This is a genomic window from Pseudomonas lalucatii, assembly GCF_018398425.1.
Classification (GTDB): Bacteria; Pseudomonadota; Gammaproteobacteria; order Pseudomonadales; family Pseudomonadaceae; genus Aquipseudomonas; species Aquipseudomonas lalucatii.
In genome coordinates, this window is the sequence record NZ_JADPMV010000002.1 from 630,284 (window position 1) to 654,336 (window position 24,053).

The following is a 24,053-nucleotide window of genomic DNA, read 5'->3' on the forward strand; positions in this document are numbered from 1 at the left end:
CCGCAGGGCCGGCCGTCATCGACGCCCGGCCCTGTTGCGTGGCCGGCGCCGCACCCGGGCGGGTTCAGCCCTCGCAGGCCTCGCGGGCGCTGGCCAGGGAACGGCGCAGCACGCGCTTGAACTCGGCCAGCAGCGCCGGACAGCCCGCACCCTCGTCCTGCCGACTGCCGTCTTCCAGTGCCTGCGCCAGCTCGGCCGCCGCGACCAGGCCGAGGGTCTGGCAGCTGCCGGCCAACTTGTGCGCCAGCTCGCCGACCTCGTACAGATCGTCCAGCTGCAGGGCCTGCTCCAGCTGCGCCAGCACAGCCGCGGCCTGCTCCTCGAACTGCTCGAACAGGGTGGCCAGGCGAGCCCGGCCGAACACCTGTCGGTGCATGCCCAGCAGCTGCAGATCGACCCCCGACTGCTCCACCGATGGTGCAGGGCAGGCCGCGCCCGACGTCTGCTCGCACAGGCGCGCCAGCAGTTGCTGCAAGGCCTCGAGCTGCAGCGGCTTGGCCTGCACCGCATCGATGCCCGCGGCCTGATAGGCCCTGATGTCCGCCACGCCGACGCTGGCCGTCAGGGCGATAACCGGGGTGGCGGCGTTGAGGCTGTCGCCGGCGGTGCGAATGGCGTGGGTCACCTCGATACCGCTCATCCCCGGCAGGTGCATGTCCATCAGGATCGCGTCGAAGGCCTGCTGCCGGCACACCGCCAGGGCCTGCTCGCCGTCCGCGGCCAGCTGCACCAGATGCCCGGCGTGCTCGAGCAGGCCGCGGATGACCTGCTGATTGATCGGTGTGTCCTCCACCAGCAACAGACTCAGACTGGCCAGCTGCACGGGAGTAGCGTCGGCTACTGACTGCTGCGACGGCGCCTCGGCGGGGCTCAGCGCCACCTCGAACCAGAAGGTACTGCCCGTGCCCTCAACGCTGTGCACACCGATTTCTCCGCCCATGGCCAGGACCATCTTCTGGCAGATGGCCAGACCCAGGCCGGTGCCGCCGAAGCGCCGGGTGATGCTCTCGTCGGCCTGGGTGAAACGCTCGAAGATCCGCCGCTGTTGCTCGGTGCCGATGCCCATGCCCGTGTCGCACACCTCGAAACGCAGGTGCTGGCCACCGCGCTCGCTCGCGCCAACCCGCAGCTCGATGCTGCCTTTTTCGGTGAACTTCAGCGCATTGCTCAGCAGGTTGGACAGCACCTGACGCAGACAGCCGGCGGCGCCGTGGTAATAGGGATGCAGCGTCGACTCGATCCGGCAGCTGACCCGCAATCCCTTGTTCTGAGCCTGGGCCTCGGCCAGCAGGATCTGCTCCTCGAGCAACTGCCGCAGATCGAACGGCTGCTCCTCCGGCACATAACCGCCCTCCTCCAGCTTGGCGTAGTCGAGCACCCCGTCGAGGATCGCCAGCAGGTTCTCGCCGGACTGGCGCAGGGCCTGCAGGTAGCCGCGAGCCTGTTCGGTCTGGCGGGTGTGGGCCAGCAGCTGGGTCATGCCGAGGATGCCGCTGATGGGGGTGCGAATCTCGTGGCTGATGCCGGCGAGAAACTGCGAGCGCGCCTGGCTGGCGGCTTCCGCCGCCTCCTTGGCCTGGCGCAAGCTGCGGGTGCGTTTCTCGACCCTGCGGCGCAACTGCTCGCGACTGAACAGCAGTTGCTCGTGGGCACGCTCGCGGCGGTCGATGTCCTGGTTGATCGCCAGGCGCATGTCGTTGAGCGCTTCGGCCACCGCATCGAGTTCGTCGCTGCGCGCCGCTGGCTGACGCTCCAGCTGCAGCGGCGCATCGCGCGGACCGCTGCCCAGGCTGCGGGCATAGCGGGCCATGCTCTCCAGGTGACGGGTGACCAGGCGCTGGAAGATCAGCATGACCACCAGCACCACCAGGAAGATGGTCAGGGTCTGGCCGAGAAACAGGGTCAGGGCGCTGCGGCCGAGGCGAGCATAGACGGCGCCCAGATCGGTATGCACCACCAGCTGGCCCAGGTTGCGCGGACCCAGGGACGTCTCGTGGCGCAACGCGAAGCGGTGTTCGGCGGTGCGCCCAGCGGGCTTCGGCCCCGCGTGCAGGAGCAGGCTCTCACCGCTGTCGGCGTCCTCCAGGGTCAGCGCGCTGATGTCGGGGAAGTCGAGGATGCCGCGCATCTGCAGGCGCAACTGCTCCTGGTCGACGTCCCAGATGCTCTTGGCCAGACTGCCCAGATAGACGTTACGAATCAGCTCGATGCGCTGCTCGATCACCCGCATCTCGCGGCGGTACTCGATGACCGCCTGGATGGCGGTGGACAGGACCACGAACAGCAGGCTGCTGACCAGCACGTAGCCCATCATGCGGTAGCCGAGCGGGTGCTCCTGGCGATAGGTGAGCAGTTTGCGCCATCGGCTTTCAGGGGGCTGGGTCATAGAGGCTGGGCATGCGGTGGGGTTCGGCGAGGTAGCGGGCGCTGTAGTGCTCGTCCAGGCGGCGCAGGGTGCCATCCTCGGCCAGCTCGCGCAGACGCTGGTCGAGGTGCGGCAACAGGGCCAGCAGCGAGGGTTCACGGCGCACGCCGAGGTAATAGTGTTCGGTGACCAGCTCGCCCGGCTGCTGGACGATCAGCTGGTCGTAGCCGAAGCGACGGTTCTGCAGCGTCCAGCTGTATAGGCCGACCGGCATGAAGTCGATGCGCCCCTGGGCCAGCTTGATGAAATTCTGCTCGCCGCTGGAGACCCACTCGATATTCAGGTGCCGAGCGGCAAACTGGTCGAAGCGCTCGCCGAAACTGTCACCGAGCAACAGGCCGACGGTCAGCCCGCGCAGGTCGTCCCAGTCGTCGAAGCGCACCGGTCGGTCGCGACGGGTGAACAACAGGATGGGGTCGGCCACCAGCGGCGCCTGGCTGAAGCCCATCCAGGCCTCGCGCTCGCGCGTGCGGTAGGCCGCCACCACTATATCCACGCGGCCCTGCTTGACCTCCAGCAGGCAGCGCTTCCAGTTGCCCAGCACCAGCAGGCGCACCTCGTGGCCCAGCTCGGCGAACAGCTCGCGCGCCACCTGGGGCGCCAGGCCCACCAGCTGACCCTGGGAATGCCAGGACACCGGTGGATAGGACGGATGACCGCAGGCCAGCAGCTCGCGCGCCATCGCCGCCGGGGCCAGCAGGCACAGCAGCAGCCCGAGCGCCGCGCGTTTCACCGGGACTGCAACGCCTTGGTCGCGAGCAGGTAGCCGACCCCGTGGATCGTCAGGATGATCCGCGGGTGGGCCGGGTCATCCCTGAGCTTGCGGCGCAGACGACCAACCAGCACGTCGACGGTGCGGTCGTTCGGTGCCCACTCGCGGTTGCGCATCTGGTCGAGCAGCTGGTCGCGGCTCATGGTCTTGCCGATGTTGCTCAACAGCACGCTGAGCAACTGGAACTCGCCCGCGGTGAGCGGGCTGACCTGGTTGTCGCGGTCGCTGACCTGGCGCAGGCCCAGGTCCACCGTGCATTCGTCGAACCGCAGCAGCTCCGCCTCGACCTGGCTCGGCGCCTGGGCGCGAGTCAGCCGCACGCGACGGCAGAGGTTCTTGGCCCGGGCAAGAATTTCGCGCGGGTTGAAGGGCTTGGTCACGTAATCGTCGGCGCCGCACTCCAGGCCGATCAGCTGGTCGACGGCGTCCTGGCGGGCGCTGATCAGGATGATGCCGACCTCCGAATGCACCCGCAGCTCACGGGTCAGGGTCAGGCCATCCTTGCCCGGCATGCGGATGTCCAGCAGGATCAGGTCCACCGCCTCGCGCGCCAGGATCTGCTCGGCCTCCTCCGCCGTGGCGGCGGCCAGCACCCGGTAGCGCTCCTCGGCGAAATAGTTGCACAGGCACTCGCGGGTGATGAGTTCGTCATCCACCACCAGCACCGTCAGGTCGTCGGACATGCCAGGCCTTCCAGAACTGAAATCTGTTGGGCCGGCCCCGCTCAGCCGGCCTGAGACGCGCACTCTATTACAGGCGCGCGCGCCCCGGGTGTCTATTTCCGACACCCGGGGTGCAATGGCGCCGCGGCCTGGGCCCTAGAACGGCAGCGGCAGCTTGGCGGTGCGCCCGCCGTCGACCACCAGCACCTGCCCGGTGATGAAGGCCGCCTCGTCCGAGGCGAGGAACACCACCGCGCCGCCGACGTCCCGCGGCGTGCCGGTGCGCCCCACCGGGTGCAGGGCCAGCAGGCCCTTGCGCGCCCCGACCGGGTCGTCCTGGGCGTTGAGGTAGGCATCGCTCAGGTCCGAGTCGATCCAGCCCGGGGCGATGGCGTTGCAGCGAATGCCATCGCTGCCCAGGTCCACCGCCAGGGCCCGGGTCAGGCCGTGCAGGCCGGCCTTGGAGGCGCAGTAGGCGGCGTGCATGGGATTGGCCCCCATGCCCTCGATCGAGCCGATGTTGACGATGCTGCCGTGGCCGCGCTGGCGCATCTGCCACAGCAGCTCGCGGGCGAGGAACACCGGCGCGCGCAGGTTGACCGCCAGCATGTGGTCCCAGTCCTCCTCGCTCATCACGTCGATCGGCTGCTCGACCATGAAGCCGGCGTTATTGACCAGCACATCGGCGCCGCCCAGGCATTCCTGCGCCGCTTCGGCAATCAGCCGCGGCGCGCCGCGCTCGGCCAGGTCGGCCGCGACGAAGAACACCTCGGGATTGCCCGCCAGCCCGGCATCCAGGGCCTGGCGCTGGGCCACCAGCACCCGCGCGCCGGCGGCCAGGAGTTTCTCGGTGATGCCGCGGCCGATGCCGCGACCGCCGCCGGTTACCACCACGTTCTTGCCTGTGAGGATCATGTTCGTCTCCTTAGCCGGATACCGGCTTGGCGCCGGTGACCTCGAGGGTCTCCCCGGCGATGTAGCGGGCCTCGTCGGAAGCCAGGAAGGCGATCACGTCGGCGATGTCCTCCGGCTCGGCGATGCGCCCCAGGGGCACGCTCCTGTTCAGCTCCTCGACCGCCTGGTCCGGGTCCAGGCCACGACGGGCGAAGCCGGTGCGGATCATCGGCGTATTGATCTCGTGGGGGCACACGGCGTTGACGCGGATGCCCAGGGGCGCGCAGTCGCGGCCGAGGTTCTTGCTCAGCGCCGCCACCGCGCCCTTGCTGGTGCAGTAGGCGACATGCCCCGGCCCCGGATACACACCCCATACCGAAGAAGTATTGACGATAGCGGCGCCCTTGCGCCCCTTCATGTGCGGGATCGCGGCGCGGCAGATGTAGAACACCGCGTTGAGGTTGACGCCCATGGCGTCGAACCACATCTCGTCGCTGGTTTCCTCGATGGTGCCGCGGGGGATGATGCCGGCGTTGTTGAGCACGATGTCGAGGCCGCCGAAGGCCTCCACCGCCGCACTGACCAGGGCCTCGCAGTAGCTCTTCTGCCGCAGGTCGCCGGCCAGGTAGGCGACCTCGGCGCCCAGGCCGCGGGCCTTGTCGGCGATGGCCGCGCAGCCGGCCTCGTCGCGGTCGGACAGCATCAGCCGCCCCCCCTCGCGGGCGAACAGCAGGGCCAGGGCCTGGCCGACGCCGCCGGCGGCGCCGGTGATCAGGGTGACCTTCCCGACGAACTTCATAGGGCGACCTCCATGGGGTGAGGTTGACCCGCCGGCGCTTGCGCGACGTCGGTCTGGAACAGCAGATCAAATAGAACAGAGCAGTCGGCGCTGGCCGGCAGCGCGGCGACGGCCTGCTCGATGGCCTGGCACTGGCTGTCACTGAGGCTGACCGAGGCCAGCAGGTGGAACTTGGCGCTGAACTCCGCCGCGCTCATGGCGGTGGCCGGGTCGCCCTTGGCCGCGGTGACCGGGCTGGTGAAGCCTTGACCATCCTTGAGCGCCACCTTCACCCGCGAGAGGATTTCATTGGGGAAGCGCGCCGACAGGTCGTCGGCCTCGACGATCTCGATGCGCCGGCTGACCGCGAGGATGTCGGCGGCGTGGATGGCCTCGCCGGTCACCTCCAGCGGGCCGACCTGGCCGCGGGCCACCAGGGCCGCCAGGGGGAAGGCCAGGGCGTACTGGGCCTCGTCGGCGTTGGCCGGGGTATGACCCTGCAGGCGCATGGATTCGTGGAAGGTCTCCACCTCAATGCGCTCGATGGCCTCGCCGGTGATCTGCGGGTGCGCGGCCAGCAGCGCAGTCATCGCGGTCAGCGCCGGCTGCGCCCAGCGGCACACCGGCCAGGGCTTGAAGTACTGGGCGTCGATCTCCCAGCGCTGGCCGAGGTCGTGCCACTGGGCGGCCACGGCGCTGGTCTCCACGGTCTCGGCCGGCGCCCCGGTGACCCCGGCCTGGGCCAGCAATAGGGCGTTGAGCCCGGCATGGGCGCCGGCGCCGTGGGCGTCACGGAGCATCGAGGGGTGATCGACCAGGCGCATCATCGGGCAGCGCGGGCCGAAGTATTCGGCAATGCCCAGGGCATGGCGGAAGCACTGCTCGTCCAGGCCGAGCAGGCGCGCGCCGCCACAGACCACGCCGAGCCCGGAGAAGGCGCCGGAGGCGTGGTACTCGGGGGCGATGGCCATCAGCGCGGCGCCGGCGCGCAGCGCCGTCTCGTAGCCGATGCACAGGGCGCTGAGCAGCTCCTCGCCGCTGATCGCCCGGCCCTGTTCGCGGCAGGCATCGACCAGCGCCAGCAGCGCCGGCACCACGGTGGCGCCGGCATGGCCCTTGGAGGTGAAGTGGCCCTCGTGGGCATCCAGGCTGTCGACGCTGAAGCCGCCGGCCCAGGCCGCGCCCAGGGGGTGCACCGCGCGGCCGTCGAACAGCAGGCGGCTGGCCAGGGCGCCGGCCGGATGGTGGTTGACCGCGTACTGGCGCAGGATCTGGCTGGTCTGGTTGTCGCGGGCGCCGGCGGCGACCCCGAGAATGTCCAGCAGGCAGGTCTGCAGCAGCCCACGGGTATGGGCCGGGGCCTGGTTGAAACTGAAATCACGGACGAACGAATAGAGCGACATGCGGTTACTCCACAGACGAGGCTCGAATCAAAGGGGAAAAAAAGGCGCCCATTCGGGCGCCAAAAAAGCTCTCTGGGCTGAGTCCGGGACTCAGTTGGCCGCGGCGCGGGAGGCGGCCAGCCAGCCGTCGAAGGTCTCGCGGTGGGCGGCGACCCACTCGGCGGCGTGGCGCTCGATATCCTTGGCGCTGTTCTCGCCGTTCTGCATCTTCAGGTTCTGCGCGCTCTCGTCGTCGGTGGTGATCTGCACCAGGGAGAGGAACTTCAGGGCCGCCGGATTCTCCTCGGCGAAGTCCTTGTTCAGCACGGCCTTGACCTCATCCACGGCGAAGCCGAGGTTCTTGCCCTGGAAGCTGGTGTTGACGCTGTTGTTACCGTCCGGCAGGTCGGTGTGCGGCACCTCCAGCCAGACCACGTCCTGGCCCTCGACCAGCACGCCGGCGATCCACTGCGGCACCCAGGTGAAGTAGAGGATCGGCTGACCGTCCTTGTAGCGGGCGATGGTATCGGCCATCAGGGCGAAGTAGGAGCCGCGGTTGTGGCTGACGGACTTCTCCAGGTCATAGGCCTTCATGTGGTGGTCGATGACCAGCTCGCAGCCCCAGCCCGGGTTGCAGCCGGTGAGGTCGGCCTTGCCGTCGCCATTGGTGTCGAACAGCTTGGCGATCTCCGGCTTCTTCAGGTCGGTGAGGTACTTGATGTTGTGCGCCTCGGCGGTCTTCTTGTCGATCAGGTAGCCCTGCAGCACGCCGGGGATCACGTCGCCGGCCTTGACCAGGGTGTCGTCGCCACCGACCTTCTGGTAGAAGTTGTCGTGCAGCTTGTCCCACAGGTGCACGGAGAAGTCCGCATCGCCGTAGGACAACGCCAGCATCATCGCCGCGTATTCGGTTTCCTTGGGCTCCTGTACCTCGTAACCCAGTTCACGCAGGCCGGCCATGGCCACCTCGCCGCGAAAGCGCTCCTCGGCGATGCTCGGGAAGATCGGCGTCACTTCCACGCCCTCCCCGGGCTTCTCGGCGCTCGCGGCCTGGCCATAGAGTGGCAACAGGCTCAGGGACGCCACGGCGGCGCAGTGCAGGACCTTCTGGGTGAAGCCACGCTTTTCGAAACTCATCGTCATCTACCTCTGGGTTTTGTTGTTCGTCGGGTATTTCGATTCGGTTCAGCAACCAGGCCTCAGGCCCGGGCTTTGGTGTTGACCGGGCGGCTGCCCAGCAGGCCCAGCAGCAGGCCGACGGGGCCGCTGTGGTACCAGCGCAGGCTGGGGTCGGCGTTGCTGCGCTCGCCCATGGCCTGGGTCAGGCGGTCGAGGAAGATCGCCAGCAGCACCAGGCCGACGCCGCCGACCGTGGCCAGGCCCATGTCCAGGCGGCCGATGCCGCGCAGGACCATCTGCCCCAGGCCGCCGACCGAGATCATCGAGGCGATCACCACCATCGACAGCGACAGCATCAGGGTCTGGTTGACGCCGGCCATGATGGTCGGCGCGGCCAGCGGCAGCTGCACGCGCATCAGCATCTGCCGCGGGGTGCAGCCGAAGGCGCGGGCCGCCTCGATCTTGTCGTCCGGCACCTGGCGGATACCCAGGTTGGTCAGGCGCACCAGCGGCGGCACGGCGAACACTATGGTCACCAGCACGCCGGGCACGTTGCCGATGCCGAACAGCATCACCACCGGCACCAGGTAGACGAAGGCCGGCAGCGTCTGCATGGCGTCGAGCACCGGCCGCACCACCTTCTCCAGGCGGTCGCTGCGGGCCGAGAGGATGCCCAGGGGCACGCCGAACAGGGCGCAGAAGAACACCGAGGTCAGCACCAGCGCCAGGGTGGTCATGGACTCCGACCAGACCCCGATCAGCCCCAGCAGGGTCAGGGTCACGGCGCACAGCAGGCCCATGCGCGGCCCGGCCATCTGCCAGCCGAACAGGCTCGCGAGGAGGATGCCGATGGTCGGCGGAATGCTCTGCAGGATGAATTCGAAGCCGTTGAGCACCTGGTCGATCGGCCAGCGAATGGCGCGGAAGAAGTCGCGGAAGTTGTGCACCAGGTAATTGAGGGTGCTCTCCACCCATTCGCCGAGGGGGATGGTCAAGGTCTGGAAGGGGTCGAGGAGGCTGAACTCTGACATCGTGGTTACCTATTCTGTGAAGTTGCGGCGCATGCCGGGTCGACGGTCCGCCGCTCAGTGGCGACTCATGGTGTGCAGCAGCAAGCTCTTGGAGATGGTGCCCTTGAAGGCGCCGGCCTGGTCGATGACCGGCACCGGGTACGGCACCTCGGCGACGATATCCAGCACGTCGTGCAGCGGTGTGTCGGTGTAGATGGGCTGGTGGCAGTCCAGCTTGAGCTGGTCGATGCGCCCGGCCTCGGCGCCGTCGCGCAGGCGTTCGGCGTCGACCACGGCGAGCAGCTTGTCCTGCTCGTTGACCAGGTAGCCGAAGGGCACGCCCGCGGCGAAGGGCGGCACCTGGCCGTTGACCCGGCACACCGACGCCGGGTCCAGCTCGGCGACGTCGCCGGCCTTGAGCACCCGGGAGCTGTCGAAACCCTTGAAGAAGGCCTCGACATAGTCGTTGGCCGGGTTGCACAGCAGTTCCTGGGGCGTGCCGATCTGCACCACCCGCCCGCCTTCCATGATGGCGATGCGGTGACCGATGCGGATGGCCTCCTCGATGTCGTGGGAGATGAAGATGATGGTGCGCTGCTGCTCGGCCTGCAGGCGGATCAGCTCGCCCTGCATCTCGCTGCGGATCAGCGGGTCGAGGGCGGAGAAGGCCTCGTCCATCAGCAGGATGGTCGGGTCGTTGGTCAGCGCCCGGGCCAGGCCGACGCGCTGCTGCATGCCGCCGGACAGCTGGTGCGGGTAGCTGTTCTCGTGCCCGGCCAGGCCGACCTGGCGCAGCGCCTCGACCGCCCGCGCCTTGCGTTCCTGCTCGCTGACCCCGGAGATCTCCAGGCCGAAGGCGGCGTTGTCCAGCACGCTCATGTGCGGCATCAGGGCGAAGGACTGGAACACCATGCCCATCTCCTTGCGCCGCACCTCGAGCAACTCCTTGTCGGACAGCCCGGTGATCTCCCGGCCGTTGAGGTGGATGCTGCCGGAGGTCGGCTCGATCAGCCGGTTGAACAGGCGCACCATGGTCGACTTGCCCGAGCCGGACAGGCCCATGATGACGAAGATCTCGCCGCGCTTGACCGAGAAACTGGCGTCGAACACGCCGACGACCTGGCCGGTCTTCTGGAATATCTCGTTCTTGTCGGCGCCCTTGCGCAACATATCCATGGCCACTTCCGGCTGCGCGCCGAATACCTTGAATATGTTCTTGACCGAAAGTATCTCGTCAACTTGGGTCATTGCGCCCTCTTCTTATAAGTCTGTGAATAATCAACTGGGCGGCGCCTGCCGGCGCTTTATCCAGGGCGAAGTCGTCCCGCCAGCGCTGAACTTCGGAGAAGTTGCCGCCGGCCGCTAAGTGCCTGGATCACCGTGAATATGCCCCCTGACGACGGCCTGCAAAGAGTGTCGCGGGGTGAGTTCAAGTTAGAGTTTGGGCGGCCGAGCGTCCAACGACATTTGTTCGGCCAAGACAATAACCTGATGTTATCGATTGGCCGACGCGACGCGGTCAAGCGCCCAGGCGCGCACCGCCCGCCGCGGCAACCGGCAGGCGGGTCCAAGGGCTGTGGGCGGGGTCATTCCGCGGGCGCGGAATACTCGGCTTGCATGCGCCGCGCCGCCGTCTCGGCCGCGTCCAGCCCGGCCTCGACGGCCCGCCCGAAGCCCGCGTCGAGCATGGCCTGCAGGCCGGCGGCCGTGGTGCCGCGGTAGTCGAGCATGGCCTGGACCATCGCGGCCGGCGGCATGCCGTCACGGCCGAGCAGCTGGCTGGCGCCGACCACCACGCCGCGCACCGCGTTCTCGGCCACCTGGCGGGGAATGCCCCGGGCCAGGGCATGGCCGAGCATGGCCTCGGCCAGCAGCGCCGGATAGGCCGCGCCGGAGCCGACCAGGCCGGTCAGGTAGTCGAGGTCGGCTTCGCTGGCCACCTCGTCGGCGCCGCCGCAGGCCTCGAACATCGCCTGGGTGAAGGCCTTGTCGGCGGCGCTCACCGCCTCCGTGGCGAACCAGGGCGTGTAGCACTGGCCGATCTCGGCCGCGGCGTTGGGCATGGCGCGAATCACCCGGCGGCTGCCGGTGCGGGCGCTCAGGGTATCGACCGAGACCCCGGCCATGAAGGAGATCACCAGCTTGTCGGCGGCGTCGATATGCACGTCGGCGAATTGCTCGGGACGCACCGACAGCACGATGATGTCGGCACTGGCCGCCAGCTCGCGGTTGTCCCGGGTCATCCGCACCCCCGGCCAGGCCGCGAAGCCCTCGATGCGCCCGCTGCGGCTGGAGAGGATCAGCCCGGCGGGCGCCAGCACGCCCTTCTCGAGCATGGCGCCGCCGATGGCGCGCCCCAGCCAGCCACCGCCACCGATGATGCCGAACGTCATTGCCTGTGCCATTTTTCCTCCCCTACGGCGCAAGGCCGTTCATTCAAGCAAGGGCAACGCCGAAGGCTTGCCCGCCATGCTGGATGGCAGCGGCCATCCACCCTAGATTCTTGCTCTCCACAGGGTGTTTTCCTTTGCTCGCTCAAGTACGCGGCGCTACCCCAGCAGCGGACTCTTCGCCCCCAGCGCCACCAGGGTCGGCGCCTGCACCCCATAGCCGTGGCGGGCATAGAAGCGCTCCAGCTCGCGGGGCTGCGGCAGCTGCCCGGTGAAGATCTTCACGTACTCGGGGATGCGCTGCATGCGCGTCAGCGCATCCTCGCGGGTGTTCATGCTGATGTAGCCGATCTGCGTCAGGTAGGTGGATCGGGCGCGCACATCGGCACTGATGGGCTCGTAGCCGAAGCGCTCGAACATGCCGCTCAGCGCCTTGAGCCGCGCCCGGTCCGCGACCTCGACCGCGTCCGCCACCCTGGCCTCCTGCAACGCCCAGCTGCGCACCGCGAACTCGAACTGGGAGTCGAACAGCGCGGGATTCAGCCAGCAGTCGAACACGTTGAGCGTGGCCTCGGCGATGCTTTCCGCGTAGGCGTCGGCCTGGCTGACCAGGTTGCCGGTGTTCTTCGCCCGCCAGCGCTCGAGCAGCGCCGCCAGCAATTCCTCGCGGTCCTTGAAGAACCAGTAGAAGCTGGTGCGTGACAGGTTCAGCTTCTTCGCCAGTGGCTGGATGCGCACGGCCTCGACGCCGGACTCGACCAGGCTGTCGTAGGCGGCCTGCAACCAGCCCTCGGCCGAGCCGCGCCAGCCGCTCTCGGTGGATTTGCTCTGTGTAGTCATGGCCCGATCCTAGCGGCCGCCCGCCCCCCGGCACAAGCGGAATGTCCAGGCACGTTGGTAAAAATGACATGGATGTACATTCAGCCTCGAGCAGCATCGCCAGTGGATATTCCACAATGAACAGTTAAAGCCTCTAGAACAGTCGAATTCGCTCTGTATAAGCCACTGCCTGCGACAGGAAGTAGTCGAGAGCGACATCCGCGCCCCGGGTAAATGTACATCCTGGCCCACGAAATAGACACTCATGTACATTAAGTCCGAACAGCCACCCGAGCCCTTCCCTGCGTGGAGCCCAGACCATGTCCAACGACCCGCTACTCCAGCCCTACCAGCTCAAGCACCTGACCCTGCGCAACCGCATCATCACCACCTCCCACGAGCCGGCCTACCCCGAGGACGGCATGCCCAAGGCGCTGTACCGCGCCTACCACGTGGAACGGGCCAAGGCCGGGGTGGCCCTGACCATGACCGCCGGCTCGGCGGCGGTGTCGCGCGACAGCCCGCCGGTGTTCAACAACATCCTCGCCTACAAGGACGAGGTGGTCGGCTGGATGAAGGACCTGACCGACGAGTGCCACGAGCACGGCGCCGCGGTGATGATCCAGCTGACCCACCTGGGCCGGCGCACCCGCTGGGACAAGGGCGACTGGCTGCCGGTGGTGTCGCCCTCGCACAACCGCGAGGCGGCGCACCGCGCCTTCCCCAAGCAGATCGAAGACTGGGACATCGAACGCATCATCAAGGACTACGCCGACGCCGCCGAGCGGATGCAGGCCGCCGGCCTCGACGGCATCGAGCTGCAGGCCTACGGCCACCTGATGGACCAGTTCTGGTCGCCTTTGACCAACGAGCTGGACGCGCCCTACGGCGGCTCCCTGGACAACCGCCTGCGTTTCACCTTCGACGTGCTCAAGGCCGTGCGCCAGCGGGTCGGCAACCAGTTCATCGTCGGCGTGCGCTACACCGCCGACGAGGCCCTGAGCGGCGGCCTCAGCGCCGAGGACGGCCTGGACATCTCGCGCCGCCTCAAGGACAGCGGCATGGTGGATTTTCTCAACATCATCCGCGGCCACATCGACACCGACGCCGGCCTCACCGACGTCATCCCGATCCAGGGCATGGCCAGCGCGCCGCACCTGGACTTCGCCGGGCAGATCCGCGCCGCCACCGACTTCCCCACCTTCCACGCGGCGAAGATCCAGGACGTGGCCACCGCGCGCCACGCCATCGCCACCGGCAAGGTCGACATGGTCGGCATGACCCGCGCCCACATGACCGACCCGCACATCGTGCGCAAGCTGATCGAGGGCCGCGAAGAAGCCATCCGCCCCTGCGTCGGCGCCAACTACTGCCTGGACCGCATCTACCAGGGCGGCGCGGCCTACTGCATCCACAACGCCGCCACCGGCCGCGAAACGACCATGCCCCACGAGATTGCCCAGGCCGCCGCGCGGCGCAAGGTGGTGATCGTCGGCGCCGGCCCGGCCGGCCTGGAGGCGGCCCGGGTGGCCGGCGAACGCGGCCACCAGGTGCTGGTGATCGAGGCGGCCGACCAGCCCGGCGGCCAGGTCCGCCTGACCGCCCGCAGCCCGCGCCGCCGCGAGATGCTCGGCATCATCGACTGGCGCATGGAGCAATGTACGGCGCTGGGTGTGGAATTCCGCTTCAACAGCTGGGCCGAGGCCGAGAGCATTCGCGCCGAGCAGCCCGACGTGGTGATCATCGCCACCGGCGGCTACCCCCACAGCGAAGTGCTCAGCGCCGGCAACGAACTGGTGGTCTCGGCCTGGGACATCCTCTCCGGCGACGTCAAGCCGGGCACGAACGTGCTGCTGTTCGACGACGCCGGCGACCACACCGCCCTGCAGGCCGCCGAGCTGATCGCCCAGAGCGGCGCCAGGCTGGAGATCATGACCCCGGACCGCAGCTTCGCCCCGGAAGTCATGGCGATGAACCTGGTGCCCTACATGCGCTCGCTGCAGAAGCTCGACACCACCTTCACCGTCACCTACCGCCTGGCCTCGGTGGCCCGCGAAGGCCAGACCCTGGTGGCGCAGATCGACAGCGACTACGGCGGCGTGCGCAAACAGCGCCACGTCGACCAGGTGGTGGTCAACCACGGCACCCTGCCGATGGACGAGCTGTACCTGGAACTCAAGCCCTACTCGCGCAACCTCGGCGCGGTCGAATACGCCGACCTGATCGTCGGCCAGCCGCAGACCCGCGACGACAACCCGGCCGGCGAGTTCCAGCTGTTCCGCATCGGCGACGCGGTGGCCGCGCGCAACACCCATGCGGCCATCTACGACGCCCTGCGGCTGGTCAAGGACCTCTAAACGCCTGGCCTAAACCGCCGATGGGCACTGGGGACGCATGACGGTCAAACCGTCATGCGTCCCTCTTCTTTCTGGCTGCCTGCCGTTCGAGCACGGGGCCGCCCGGCCGACGCCATGGTTGGTTACGCCGCTGCGTGGTTAACCCACCCTACGGGCAGTGTCACGAGGTCCGTCAGTCACTCGACCAGTCCGGCCTGCTCCTGTATATATCGCCGAAACGCCTCACGACTCAGCTGCCTGCACTGACTTACCGCGCCGGCACGGACACGCTCGGCAACTGGGTAAACGGACTTGGCCAGATCAACCACTATGCGCTTCATCGCCTCACTCCCAGCTATCAGATACCACCATTGCGGGTATAGAAGGTGGTGCGGGGAGCGTCCTTTACAGCACTCAAATCGTTCGCTTCGCTCACTAGGACGAATTAAACCCCGCCCCGCTACCAAGCTTTAGTAAAAATCAGATAGACAAGAGAGTTTTTGAGAATGAGTGAAGGTTGGGATGAATACGCAGTAGGGTGGGATAGCAATGAAGCCGTCATTGCTTATGCGAATAACGCCTACCTTGCCTTGGAAAATACTGCAAAACTAAAGGGATGTCGCATTTTTGATTTTGGTTGCGGCACAGGCTTGCTTACCGAAAAGTTGTCAAAGACAGCAAGTTCAGTGGTGGCTCTCGATCCTTCGCAAAAGATGATTTCAGTACTCGAAAACAAGCGCCTGAACAATGTTGCAACAATCGCATCAGAACTAGACCAAAAGCTGATCAACGACAATAGTCTGTTGTCACCAAAATTTGGACTTGTCGTGGCGTCCTCGGCACTGGCCTTCGTACCGGATTACGTAGAAACGCTTAAGCTATTGAAACAATTGCTTAACAAGGATGGTTGCCTGGTGCAGTGGGATTGGTTCAAAGACGAGGGCGAAAAAGGGTATGGATTTTCAGAGCAACAGATTAAATCGGCACTGACAGAGGCTGGATTTGCCGAGTGTTGCACATCGCTTCCCTTTTCCATGCAAAGTGACGGTAGCGCGATGGGTGTAGTCATGGGAGTAGCCAGAAATTCCTAACCATTGCAGGCAAGGCGACGCCCTTTACATTGTGCCTTTGGCTCCATTGTAGGAGCGCGCGTGCCGGCGCCATGCATCAAGTTATAGATGTTGTTGCAAATGAAACTGGACTGTTCGGCTAGAAGTATACGGCAGTTGAGACAGTTCGCTCGCTGAAATCTAAAGGGGCTGGCGTGATCCACTGTCAATCACTCCAGTCCCTTTACCGACGCACCAGAATATCCAAGACGCTGCCTTAGCCGCCGATAGCCACATCCTGCAAGTGGGTGTAGCTGTCGACGAAGCGCTTATACTTGTGCTGGCCGCTGGTGTACGGCTGGTACTTGCTCGGCTGGTCCGCGCTGATGCAGCTCGGCACCACATCCACCACCGCATCGAAATCCAGGTCGATAAAGAACGGCACCGAATAACGATCCACCCCACTGGTATTGATCACCCGGTGCATGGTGGAGATATAGCGGTCATTGGTGAAGGTTTGTACCAGGTCGCCAATGTTGACGATAAAGGTATCCGCCACGGGCGGCGCGCTGACCCACTCGCCGTTTCTGTTCTGCACCTGCAAGCCGCCGTTCGAATCCTGCGAGAGGATGGTCAGAAAACCGTAATCGGTGTGGGCGCCGATACCGATTTCCTTCTTGGTGATATTGCCGAACTGCGGCGGGTAATGCAGCAGGCGTTGAATGGTGATCGGCTTCTTCTGCAGCTTCTCGAAGTAATCCGCCGGCAGGTCCAGACTCAGGGCAATGGCGCTGATCAGCTTGCGCGCCAGCCCGAGCATTACCTCATGATAAGTCTCCATGACCTGCTTGAATTCCTGGACTTCCTCCGGCATCAGGTTGGGGCCGAAGAACGGCGAGACCTGCTCTTCGTGCCGACCATAGTCGAAGCACTCCTTGAAGTCCTTGGTGTTCTGGGGGTCGACGTTCTCGCCATACATCGGAATATAGCCGCGCAACGTCTGCCCGGAATTGACGATGTTCAGCTGATTCTTGACCTCGAAGGGCAAGTCGAAGAACTTTCGCGAGAGTCGATACACATCTTCTATCAGGGAAGAAGAGACGCCGTGATTCTTGATATACAGGAAACCGATGTTCTCACAGATATTGCCAATTTCAGCGGCCACCGACTGTGCATCACTGCCGTCCAACAAGGGCCCGATATCCACAACGGGGATCTCGCTGAAGGAAGTCGACTTGCTGGAAAGGCATTCTTCGATTACTTGCGTCATGTGCTGCACCTGAAGGTCGTCGAAATGAATTCAGGGATAATCTGAAAAGCCCGACCTGCGAAGAATACAGACCAGCAACCTTGCAGCTACAGGCGAAATAACTTCGGGAAGCAGGGAATATTTCAGCATCTCCTTAGTCACTAGCTTCCGCTTACCGACAGCGCGGAGATATAACAAAGCCGAAGAATTTTATAATTTTTTGTCGCCGCGCAAGCGCGTCGGAGAAAAGCCGTAGGCTTCCCTGAAGCGCTTGGTGAAATAGCTCTGCGAGGCGAACCCCGTCGCCTGGGCGACAGTGGCTATGGGTAGCCGGGTGTCCTCGATCATGCTCCTGGCATGTTTCAATCGAAGTTGCAGGTAGTAATTGACCGGTGTGGTGTTTTCGTGAATGCGGAACACCTGCTCCAGCGTGCGCACCGTCGCACCAATCTTGCCGGACAGGACTTCGATGGACAGTGGCGCTTCGATGTTGTTTTCCATCAACTCGATGGCCGCCCCCAGACAGGGCGACTTCATTCTCAACTCCAGATAGCGGCGAATATTCTGTATTTCATCCCGCGTCCTGATTCTGTCCTGGCAGAACTGATGGGAAACCTTGATGGCGAACTCGGCGCCATGGTCCTGACCGATGATGTAGAGCAGCATGTCGAGCGCCGTGGTTCCGCCCTGACAGGTGAAGACCCCATCGCCCACGGTGTAGATGCATTCATCCACCGGCACAGTGGGATAGAGCTCCTTGAAGGTCGCCATCTGTTCACCGAACAGCGTACAGCGCTGGTCGCCGAGAGCCCCCGCCCTGGCCAGGATAAAGCTGCCGCTCGACAGGGAGGCGAATATGCAGCCCTTCTTTTTCAGCGCCTTCAGCTTGGCGAAGAGCACAGCGCTCTCATAGCCAGCGGCCTTCTCGTAGGCACAAATGAACAGCAGGTTGCAGTCTTCGATTTCGCTACAGTGCCCGGAGACCTTGATCGGCACGCCGTTTGACGTACAGACCTCGGTCACCGCCGGATCGAGGTCGCCGCTGTACAGGCGGTAGTCGTATGCCGCCGAGCCCCAGAGGAAATTGGAGACACTCAGGGCTTCGATGGCCAGGGAGAAGGAGGTCAAGGCGAACCCGGGCACCAGCACGAAGGCCACACGCCTCGTTTCACATCGATCGGGCTGTATTTGCATCGCGGTCATCTTCCCCGTGCAAGAAAACGATAAGACGCCTGCTTGCGTAGGCAAGGCTCCGGCGCGGCGATGCGAGCCCTAGAGAATCTCGTCCGGCTCCTCGGGTACCGGCACCGGCACCAACGCGGGCTCCGGCAAGGTGCCGCCCTGGCGCGACAGGATGATCGCCGCGATCACCACCATCAAACCGCCGCCGAGCATGCCGGTGCTGATCTGTTCGCCGATCAGCAGCACGGCGATGGTCACCGCCACCACCGGCTCCAGGGTCGACAGGGTGGAGGCCGCGGAGGGGCCGATCAGCGGCGAGCCGGCGAGGAAGAAGGCCACCGGCAGGATGGTGGCGAACAACGCCAGGCCCAGCATCGACCACCAGGCCGGTGCCCCGGACGGCGTGGACGCCCCCCAGCACAGCGCGGCCACGGCGAAGGTCAGGGCGCAGCCCAGCAGCACCATGGCCGCCGAGGCCAAGGGCTGCTCGTGGCGGATGCTGTGGGTGCCGTAGACGATCGCCGCGCCGTAGCTCAGGGCCGAGAACAGCGCCCAGAGCACCCCGGTCAGGTTGCCGCGCAGGCTCAGGCCGGTGGCCAGCAGCACGCCGCCCAGGGCCAGCACCAGGCTGAGCAATTTGAGCGCATTGGTGCGCTCGCCCAGGTAGGCGATGGACAGGGCGGTGACGAAGGCCGGGAAGGAGAACATCAGGATCACCGCCAGGCTCACCGAGGTGCTGCGGCTGGCGCTGTAGTAGCCCAGCGCCGCCAGGCCGTAGCCGATGCCCACCAAGAGGTTCTGCCCGGCCAGGCGCCCGCGCGGCAGGCGCATCCCGCGCAGGCGCAGGAACAGCAGCAGGATCGCCGCGGCGATGGCGAAGCGCACCAGCAGCAGGCCCACCGGGTCGGCGCCGCCGGCATAGGCGTACTGGGCGAACAGCGGCTGCAGGCCGTAGCAGAAGGCCGACAGCAGCACGAGCACGAAGCCCCTGGCATAGCCGTCATTCAGTACCAGGGGAGGCGCGCTGTGCATGATGGGGATACCTGCTGATCGAGAATCGGACAAGCATAGGCCCCGCCTATCCTCGAGGGTTATGCGGGGCCGCCAGGTACGTGCTGAGCCGCGTCAGTCGGCCAGCTTGCGCGCCATGGTGGCGCAGTACCAGTCGTCGAACTGGCACACGCCGTTCTCGGCGATGGAGGAATAGGGCCCCGGCTCGTAGGCCGGCGAGTTGACCCCGGCCTGGGTGCCCTCGACCAGACGGCGATCCTGGTCGTTGGTGGCCAGCCACACCCGGGTCAGGGTCTCCAGGTCGTAGTCGAGGCCTTCCTGGGCATCCTTGGGCACCAGCCACTTGGTGGTCACCAGGGTCTCGTTGGGCCCCTGGGGCAGCACGCGGAAGCTCAGGGCGTGGTCGCCGAGGAAGTGGTTCCAGGTCGAGGGGTAGTTGAAGTACAGCAGCGCGCCGATGTTCTCCACGCCGCTACGGTCCAGGCGCCGGTTCACCGCCGGCTTGCCGTTCATGGTGTAGCTGACAGCGCCGGACGACAGCGGTATGCGGGTCATGCGGAACTGGCCGTGCTCGTCCATCACCAGGCGGCTGGGCAGGCCGCCGGCCTCGCAGCTGTCCCAGTGGGCGACCAGCTCGGGGTCCTCGTCGCCGCCGACCCCGGCCACCGAGAGGTTCTCGACGAAGGAGTTCATCAGCTCGGGGTGGGTGCCGTCGCAGTGGAAGCATTCGCGATTGTTCTCGAACACCAGCTTCCAGTTGCCCTTCTCCACCAGGTTGGACTCGAAGGCCACCTTGCAGTCGTCGAGGTTGTGCGGGGCGATGAAGGGCGACAAGGCGGCGCGGAACTTCTCGAAGTCCGGCGCCTGCTCGGCCACGCAGACGTAGATGTAGCTGTTGACCACCTCGCAGTGGGCGACCTTGAGGCCGTAGTCGGCGTTGTTGAAGTCCACGCCCATGTTGCCGGCGAACAGCAGCTTGCCGTCCAGGTCGAAGGTCCACTTGTGATAGGGGCAGACCAGCTTGGCGACCTTGCCGCTGGCCTCGCTGCAGACCTTGGAGCCGCGGTGGCGGCAGGCGTTGTGCAGCGCGCGGATCTGGCCGTCGCCGCCGCGCACCACCACCACCGGGTAGTCGCCGATCTGCAGGGTCAGGTACTGGCCCGGTTTCTCCAGTTCGAAGGTGTGCCCGGCGAAGATCCATTCCTTGTGCCAGATCTGCTCCAGGTCCTGGCGGTACACCTCGAGGTCACTGTACAGCGCGGTCGGCAGCGCATGACGCGGCTTGCGCTGCTGGATGAGTTCTGCAACCTTGGCTTTGTTATTCACTTTATCGGCACTCCAACACTTAACCGGATGATCCAGCAGGCGCTTTCGGATAACTTACGCGCCCGAATGCAGCCAGCAACGCCGTTTTGGCACTGTTGAAAGTCTAGAGCGGGGCTATAGTCGGCAGAACCGACTTTTTATTCAGGAAATTGAATACCTGCCGTTATGGTTAAACACACCGAACCCGATCAGACGCTGATCAAGATGCCCTCCCTGCGCGCCGTGAAGTCCTTCGTCGCGGCGGCCAAGTACCAGAATTTCACCCGCGCCGCCGAGGCCCTGTGCGTGACCCAGGCGGCGATCAGCCGGCAGATTCGCGAACTGGAGACCTACCTGGGCGCCGAGCTGTTCAAGCGCGCCGGCCGCGCCGTGGAGCTGACCGCCGCCGGCGCCATCTTCTTCGATGCCGCCCAGCTGTCGTTCGTCAACATCGCCCAGGCGGCCGAGCGCATCCGCAGCCAGAACGTCGGCAAGCGGGTGCTGACCCTGTGCTGCTCGCCGGCCTTCTCCGCGCTGTGGCTGTCGCGGCGGCTGCCGAGCTTCTTCAGCGCCAACCCGGACATCGACCTCAACCTGATCACCACGCAGAATTTCCTGTCCATGGAACCCGGCGTGCGCCCGGACATCTTCATCACCAAGATGGCCAAGATCCGCGCCGGCTACCGCAGCCTGCCGATGTTCCACGACGTCATCTACCCGGTGTGCACGCCGCGCTACCTGGAGCAGCATCCCGAGCTGCGCAGCCTGCCGGGGCTGCGCGACAGCGTGCTGCTCAACCTCAGCCCCTACGGCCGCTCGCAGGTGGCCGAGCACGTCGACTGGGGCGTCTGGCTGGCCTTCCACGACGTCGACATCGAGGCGCGCGGCAGCGACAGCCCGCACTTCTTCAACGCCAACGACTACAACATGCTGGTGCAGATGGTGCTCAACCACCAGGGCGTGGCGCTCGGCTGGCACCACCTGGTCGGCCACCTGGTCGAGCAGGGCCAGCTGGTACGCCCGGTGGAGGAGCAAGTGGTGCACAAGGAAAGCCTGCACTACCTGACCTTCAGCGAGGACAAGGAAGACGACGAGGCCTGCTGCCGACTGCGCGACTGGCTGATGGAACAACTTTGATAACGACAGGTTATTGTCAGCCACTACACCCGGTTATCCATAAGCCGCGAAAGACCAGCTGAACTTTCAGGCCTGCGCCTTCACCCCGTACAAGAACCTGCCGAGTGCAGGTTTTTTTATGGGCGCGATTCCCCCTCGCGGCCAATCCATAACCTTTGATTATTAATTAACGGCCCTAAATGTTGCTTATTGCCCGGCGCCGAACGGCCGTAACCTTTTCCCGAAATCGACCACACATTCAACCTCTTACAATCAGGTGATCGCATGAACTTCGATGGCATTTGGACTCCCGTGGTAACGCCCTTCAACCAGGACGGGGCGATCAATTTCGCCGCCCTGCGCGAGGTCATCGACAGCCTGATCGGCGACGGCGTGCACGGCCTGATCATCGGCGGCACCACCGGCGAGTACTACGCCCTGAGCAACGCCGAGCGCAAGCAGCTGTTCGACGCGGTCGCCGAGCAGGCCAAGGGCCGCATCACCCTGATGGCCGGCATCAACGCCACCAGCACCGAGGAAAGCCTGGACCTGGGCCGCTACGCCAAGGCCGCCGGCTTCGACTGCATTCTCCTGGCCGCGCCCTACTACTGCCAGCCGACCCAGGAAGAACTGCTGGCCCATGCCCTGTGCGTGGACGACGCCCTGGACATGCCGATCATGCTCTACAACTTCCCCGCCCGCACCGGCACGCCGATGAGCTTCGAGTTCATCGACGCCCTCAAGGGCCGGCCGAACTTCCAGGCGATCAAGGAGAGCACCGGCTCGATCGAGCGCATGCACCACCTGACCCAGGAATACGCCGACCAGCTGCAGACCAGCTGCGGCATGGACGACCAGGTGCTGGAGTTCTTCACCTGGGGCGCGCGCAGCTGGGTCTGCGGCGCCTCCAACTTCCTCGCCCGCGAGCACGTGGCGCTGTACCAGGCCTGCGTGGTCGAGCAGGACATGCTCAAGGGTCGCCAGCTGGCCCAGCGCCTGCTGCCGATGCTCAACCTGCTCGAGGGCGGCGGCAAGTTCTGCCAGTACATCAAGCACGGCTGCGAGCTGGCCGGCCTGCCGGTGGGCGTCACCCGCCGCCCCCTGCTGCCGCTGAACGACGCCGAGAAGGCCGCCTTCAAGCAGACCTATGAGCAACTGATCGCCCATCGCGGCTAACCCTTTGACCGTGGAGGCACTCCCTATGCAACTGCACTGCAACTTCCTGCCCCAGGACGATGGGCGCTGCGGTTGGTACGAGACCCTGCCGCCACCGCCGCCGAGCACGCCGCTGCGCGGCACCGTACAGGCCGACTGGGTGGTGCTCGGCGCCGGCTACGCCGGCCTGGCCGCCGCCCGCCGCCTGGCCGAACTGCAGCCCGAGGCCTCGGTGGTGCTGATCGACGCCAAGCGCGTCGGCTTCGGCGCCGCCGGGCGCAACTCCGGCTTCATGGTCGACCTGCCCCACGACCTGACCTCGCACAGCTATACCAGCAGTCACGAGGCCGACCACAAGATCATCCGCCTGAGCCGCGGCGCCATCGACTACACCCGCGAGATCGTCCAGCGCCACGGCATCGACTGCGACTGGCGCGAGCAGGGCAAGCTGCATGGCGCGGCCAACGAGCGCGGCGGCCAGGCCCTGGAAGCCTTCGCCAAGGGCCTGAGCGCCCTCGGCGAGCCCTATCGGCTGCTCGATGCCAAGCAGATGAAGGCCGTCACCGGCAGCGACTTCTACCAGGCCGGCCTGCATGCCCCGGGTGCCGTGCTGGTACAGCCGGCGGCGCTGTCGCGCGGCCTGGGCCAGAGCCTGCCGGCCAACGTGCGGCTGTTCGAGGACAGCCCGGTGCTGGACATCGAGGTGGGCAAGCCGCACCGCCTGACCACCGCCCAGGGCTGCGTGCAGGCGCCGCGCCTGGTGCTGGCCAACAACGCCTATGCCGCGAGTTTCGGCGAACTGGGCCTCAAGGGCCGCCTGCTGCCGGTGTACACCTACGGCAGCATGACCCGCCCGCTGACCGCCGAGGAGCAGGCGCGCCTGGGCGGCGAGCAGAGCTGGGGGCTGATCCCGGCCGACCCGCTGGGCTCCACGGTGCGGCGCCTGGCCAATGGGCGCATCTGCGTGCGCAACTCCTTCACCTACAACCCCGAGGTGAACGCCTCGGCCGGCACCCTGCAGCGGGTACTCAAGGCCCACCGCACCTCCTTCGCGCGGCGCTTCCCGATGCTCCCGGAGGTCGATTTCGAATACACCTGGGGCGGCGCCCTGTGCATCTCGCGCAACGCCGGCTCGGTGTTCGGCGAGATCGCCCCCGGCGTATTCAGCGCGGTGTGCTGCAACGGCCTGGGCCTGACCCGCGGCACCATCTCCGGCAAGTTGATCGCCGAGTACGCCTTGGGGATGGACAGCGACCTGCTGAGCATCATGTTGGAACAGCCCAAACCCAGCCGCAATCCACCCGAACCCCTGCTCGGGATCGGCGTGCGCTCCACCCTCGCCTGGAAAGAGTGGACCGCCGGCGTGGAACTCTGAAACTGCCCCAACCTTCAGGAGAAC

At 65.9% G+C, this 24,053-nt stretch carries 20 protein-coding genes and 1 pseudogene; 5 read left to right on the plus strand and 16 right to left on the minus strand.

From position 1 onward, the window contains the following. Positions 1–64: 64 nt before the first annotated feature. The 11 genes from I0D00_RS16345 to I0D00_RS16395 form a co-directional block, all read right to left on the minus strand. Positions 65–2,386 (minus strand): ATP-binding protein, encoded by a 2,322-nt coding sequence (locus I0D00_RS16345; protein ID WP_213640885.1) that lies wholly within the window; start codon positions 2,384–2,386, stop codon positions 65–67. Beyond that, entirely contained in the window at positions 2,370–3,158 is a 789-nt protein-coding gene (locus I0D00_RS16350) for a substrate-binding periplasmic protein (RefSeq protein ID WP_213640886.1), read from the minus strand. Before I0D00_RS16350 ends, I0D00_RS16345 begins: the two co-directional genes overlap by 17 nt. Next, positions 3,155–3,880: a response regulator gene (locus tag I0D00_RS16355; RefSeq protein WP_246533300.1), complete on the minus strand. Its 726-nt coding sequence runs from the start codon at positions 3,878–3,880 to the stop codon at positions 3,155–3,157. The genes I0D00_RS16350 and I0D00_RS16355 overlap by 4 nt, the downstream gene beginning before the upstream one ends. Before the next feature lie 135 nt (positions 3,881–4,015). Then, the gene (locus tag I0D00_RS16360; protein ID WP_215730961.1) at positions 4,016–4,774 is read right to left on the minus strand and encodes an SDR family NAD(P)-dependent oxidoreductase; all 759 of its coding nucleotides are present in this window, start codon (positions 4,772–4,774) and stop codon (positions 4,016–4,018) included. A gap of 10 nt (positions 4,775–4,784) precedes the next feature. Then, positions 4,785–5,552 carry an SDR family NAD(P)-dependent oxidoreductase gene (locus tag I0D00_RS16365; RefSeq protein WP_213640887.1) on the minus strand — a complete coding sequence of 256 codons (768 nt, stop codon included), beginning with the start codon at positions 5,550–5,552 and terminating at the stop codon, positions 4,785–4,787. Further along, the gene (locus tag I0D00_RS16370) at positions 5,549–6,934 is read right to left on the minus strand and encodes an MmgE/PrpD family protein (RefSeq protein WP_213640888.1); all 1,386 of its coding nucleotides are present in this window, start codon (positions 6,932–6,934) and stop codon (positions 5,549–5,551) included. The genes I0D00_RS16365 and I0D00_RS16370 overlap by 4 nt, the downstream gene beginning before the upstream one ends. A gap of 90 nt (positions 6,935–7,024) precedes the next feature. Beyond that, on the minus strand, positions 7,025–8,050 hold the full coding sequence (gene proX / locus I0D00_RS16375) for a glycine betaine/L-proline ABC transporter substrate-binding protein ProX (RefSeq protein WP_213640889.1): 1,026 nt from the start codon (positions 8,048–8,050) through the stop codon (positions 7,025–7,027). A 62-nt stretch (positions 8,051–8,112) separates the two neighbouring features. Continuing rightward, positions 8,113–9,063 carry a glycine betaine/L-proline ABC transporter permease ProW gene (gene proW / locus I0D00_RS16380; protein ID WP_213640890.1) on the minus strand — a complete coding sequence of 317 codons (951 nt, stop codon included), beginning with the start codon at positions 9,061–9,063 and terminating at the stop codon, positions 8,113–8,115. 54 nt (positions 9,064–9,117) lie between these two features. Continuing rightward, on the minus strand, positions 9,118–10,290 hold the full coding sequence (gene proV / locus I0D00_RS16385; RefSeq protein ID WP_213640891.1) for a glycine betaine/L-proline ABC transporter ATP-binding protein ProV: 1,173 nt from the start codon (positions 10,288–10,290) through the stop codon (positions 9,118–9,120). A gap of 338 nt (positions 10,291–10,628) precedes the next feature. Then, entirely contained in the window at positions 10,629–11,447 is an 819-nt protein-coding gene (locus tag I0D00_RS16390) for a pyrroline-5-carboxylate reductase family protein (RefSeq protein WP_213640892.1), read from the minus strand. A gap of 144 nt (positions 11,448–11,591) precedes the next feature. Continuing rightward, entirely contained in the window at positions 11,592–12,272 is a 681-nt protein-coding gene (locus tag I0D00_RS16395) for a TetR/AcrR family transcriptional regulator (RefSeq protein ID WP_213640893.1), read from the minus strand. A 299-nt stretch (positions 12,273–12,571) separates the two neighbouring features. Between I0D00_RS16395 and I0D00_RS16400 the strand changes: the two genes are divergently transcribed. After that, on the plus strand, positions 12,572–14,608 hold the full coding sequence (locus tag I0D00_RS16400; protein WP_213640894.1) for an NADH:flavin oxidoreductase: 2,037 nt from the start codon (positions 12,572–12,574) through the stop codon (positions 14,606–14,608). Between the two features lie 179 nt (positions 14,609–14,787). Here I0D00_RS16400 and I0D00_RS16405 read toward each other — a convergent pair. Next, positions 14,788–14,928 (minus strand): annotated as a pseudogene (locus I0D00_RS16405) (IS110 family transposase); the annotation flags it as partial. A gap of 165 nt (positions 14,929–15,093) precedes the next feature. On the opposite strand from I0D00_RS16405, the gene I0D00_RS16410 reads away from it, so the two are divergent. Further along, on the plus strand, positions 15,094–15,678 hold the full coding sequence (locus I0D00_RS16410; protein WP_213640895.1) for a class I SAM-dependent DNA methyltransferase: 585 nt from the start codon (positions 15,094–15,096) through the stop codon (positions 15,676–15,678). A 235-nt stretch (positions 15,679–15,913) separates the two neighbouring features. Here I0D00_RS16410 and I0D00_RS16415 read toward each other — a convergent pair whose 3' ends face one another. The 4 genes from I0D00_RS16415 to I0D00_RS16430 form a co-directional block, all read right to left on the minus strand. Continuing rightward, positions 15,914–16,906 carry an isopenicillin N synthase family dioxygenase gene (locus I0D00_RS16415; RefSeq protein WP_213640896.1) on the minus strand — a complete coding sequence of 331 codons (993 nt, stop codon included), beginning with the start codon at positions 16,904–16,906 and terminating at the stop codon, positions 15,914–15,916. Positions 16,907–17,095: 189 nt separating this feature from the next. Beyond that, the gene (locus I0D00_RS21730) at positions 17,096–18,043 is read right to left on the minus strand and encodes a GlxA family transcriptional regulator (protein WP_213640897.1); all 948 of its coding nucleotides are present in this window, start codon (positions 18,041–18,043) and stop codon (positions 17,096–17,098) included. A gap of 114 nt (positions 18,044–18,157) precedes the next feature. Further along, positions 18,158–19,099, minus strand: a complete 942-nt coding sequence (locus tag I0D00_RS16425) for a DMT family transporter (RefSeq protein WP_213640898.1) — start codon at positions 19,097–19,099, stop codon at positions 18,158–18,160. Positions 19,100–19,192: 93 nt separating this feature from the next. Further along, positions 19,193–20,404, minus strand: coding sequence for an aromatic ring-hydroxylating oxygenase subunit alpha (locus tag I0D00_RS16430; RefSeq protein WP_213640899.1), 1,212 nt, complete (start codon positions 20,402–20,404; stop codon positions 19,193–19,195). Between the two features lie 165 nt (positions 20,405–20,569). Here I0D00_RS16430 and I0D00_RS16435 point away from each other — a divergent pair, with 165 nt between their 5' ends. The 3 genes from I0D00_RS16435 (at position 20,570) to I0D00_RS16445 (ending at position 24,029) form a co-directional block, all read left to right on the plus strand. Continuing rightward, positions 20,570–21,520 (plus strand): LysR family transcriptional regulator, encoded by a 951-nt coding sequence (locus I0D00_RS16435; protein WP_213640900.1) that lies wholly within the window; start codon positions 20,570–20,572, stop codon positions 21,518–21,520. A 264-nt stretch (positions 21,521–21,784) separates the two neighbouring features. Next, positions 21,785–22,675, plus strand: coding sequence for a dihydrodipicolinate synthase family protein (locus I0D00_RS16440; protein WP_213640901.1), 891 nt, complete (start codon positions 21,785–21,787; stop codon positions 22,673–22,675). A 25-nt stretch (positions 22,676–22,700) separates the two neighbouring features. Further along, positions 22,701–24,029: an NAD(P)/FAD-dependent oxidoreductase gene (locus tag I0D00_RS16445; RefSeq protein WP_213640902.1), complete on the plus strand. Its 1,329-nt coding sequence runs from the start codon at positions 22,701–22,703 to the stop codon at positions 24,027–24,029. The last annotated feature ends 24 nt before the right edge of the window (positions 24,030–24,053 follow it).